3 protein-coding genes are annotated in these 2,020 nt (G+C 51.1%); 1 reads left to right on the top strand and 2 read right to left on the bottom strand.

The window, feature by feature from the left end; translation table 11 throughout:
- Both AC1DUO_RS24430 and AC1DUO_RS24425 read right to left on the bottom strand, forming a co-directional pair.
- On the bottom strand, window positions 1-556 hold a 556-nt coding region (locus AC1DUO_RS24430), incomplete at its 3' end, for a phosphotransferase family protein (protein ID WP_477989183.1).
- Window positions 557-772: 216 nt separating this feature from the next.
- Window positions 773-1,705 carry a LysR family transcriptional regulator gene (locus tag AC1DUO_RS24425; protein WP_477989181.1) on the bottom strand — a complete coding sequence of 311 codons (933 nt, stop codon included), beginning with the start codon at window positions 1,703-1,705 and terminating at the stop codon, window positions 773-775.
- Between the two features lie 121 nt (window positions 1,706-1,826).
- On the opposite strand from AC1DUO_RS24425, the gene AC1DUO_RS24420 reads away from it, so the two are divergent.
- Window positions 1,827-2,020: aldehyde dehydrogenase family protein (locus AC1DUO_RS24420; protein ID WP_477989174.1), on the top strand; the 194-nt coding region annotated here is incomplete at its 3' end.

Below are 2,020 nucleotides of genomic sequence, written 5' to 3'. Positions count from 1 at the left end.
TTATTAGGGGGGCAAGGTCAATTGCTGGGCTTCCAATGCTGAACCTCTCCCAGTCGAAAAGAGCTAAATCACCGTCATCCCTTTTTCCCCAATTACCGGCATTACTATCACCTGAAATTAAGCACTGACCACTAAACAGAGCATCACTTGCCTGCTGGAAATGCCGTAACTGTTGTGCTGATCTGCCAGGTAATGCCAAAAGATTGAGCGATTTTTCGAGCGCTGATTCTGACCAAGTGTGATTGTGATAAACCCACGAAGGGTCAGGTGGATAGCAATGCAAGCGAGACAGAAATGACAACACGTCATCTCCTGCAACTGCGTCCTGACCAACTTGATGTGGGATATATTCCAGTCTCAACTTGCGTAAGGATGGATCGGCGAACAAGAGCTTTGGGGTGACAATGTCTACCTGAGCGAGACTCTTGGCTGCGTGTTGATAAAAACTATACTCCACATCACTGACAGGAAATTTCTCGACTACCTGATGACCTGTTTCATCCACAAAAAGTGCCACTTTGGCGGTACCCATTCTGGATATATTATCAACAGACATACATCTTCCTTTAACGTTGGCCGGTTGGTTAATTCTGATGCGTTTGAGTTTTGCTCATACTGGCAGTCATGCTGGCATCTCTCCTCCCCAAAGTTAGCATATTGTGATGGTTGCGACTTCCGCTTTTGGCACAGAGCAGCGTGTGCGGACGGACTGTCAGCTGTGAGCGAACAGCGGACGTTCGTATAGTGTAAAATGGCAATCTTGCTTACGTCGTCAGAGCTGACAGCGACGTGTTGACCATTTTGCAGGGTGTCCGATGAATTCACGCAATGCTTCGAGAAATACCGTAACTCTGGCTGGCGGATTGCGTAACGCACGTAGAGCATATATTCCTGTAGATACATACAGATGTGAGGTAATTTCCGGGAAGAGTTGTACCAGCGCGCCACTGTTAATGTCATCACCTGCCACCCAGTCCGGCAGGAACGCGATCCCCAGCCCCTCAACCGCAGCCTGACGCATCGCTTCGAAATCATCACAGCCAAACATGGGCTGGCTAGTGTTTTCTCTGGCCGGATGGCCAATCACACTCGACCAGCAAAGCAGATCCGCACCGTGCAGCTTATCGATTAAACGATGTGAGGCGATGTCATCCAGCGAGGTGGGAATCCCCGCGTTTTCCAGGTAGGCCGGGCTTGCGCACAGCACACGTATTTGCGTTGCTATTTTGCTGGCAATCAACGTGCTGTCGGCCATATCACCAATACGGATGACAACATCAAGGCGTTCAGCAACGGGGTCTGCCAGCCGTTCGGTCAGATCCAAATCGAGGCTCAGGTCCGGATACTGGCGAGAGAGTTTTGCCATCACCGGCAGCACATAGCGTTTACCAAATGTGGGATAACACGCCACTCTCAGTACGCCGGTTACTTCTCCCTTCATCGACGCCAGTTCCTGCTGCGTATCCACCAGTGAATCGAGGATCTGTCTGGCGCGAATCAGCAGTATTTCCCCAGCATCGGTCAGGGTTAAATGCCGTGTAGACCGCAAAAAGAGCGGGGTATCCAGGTAAGCTTCCAGTGCATCAATCTGCCGTCCTATCGAGGAGGGTGTGCGTCCGCGACGGCGACCAGCACCCGAAAAACTGCTCTCACGGGCGACATCGACAAAGACTCCAAGGAACTCGGCAAATTTCTCTGATTGCATCTGTGCATTTCTTGCATAGCTATTGTGGGGAGAAGCCATCTTATCAGTTATGTACGCTGAACTTAATATCCCCTCAGCCGAATGACATTACATAAACACGCACACGCTGAGGATAACGACCATGCAAAATCATCAATACGATCCCCTTTATCTTTTCATCGACGGTAACTGGATTGAAGCGGGCAATCGCGACACCGTCGCTGTGATTAACCCGGCAACCGAAGTCACCATCGGCCGCTTGCCGCTGGCGACCGCCGCCGACCTTGAACGTGCTCTTTCAGCCACCCGTTCTGGCTATGACGTCTGGCGCCATAC

The organism is Rahnella sp. P4_A8 (assembly GCF_056402435.1).
This window is presented reverse-complemented; position numbering and strand designations above follow the sequence as displayed.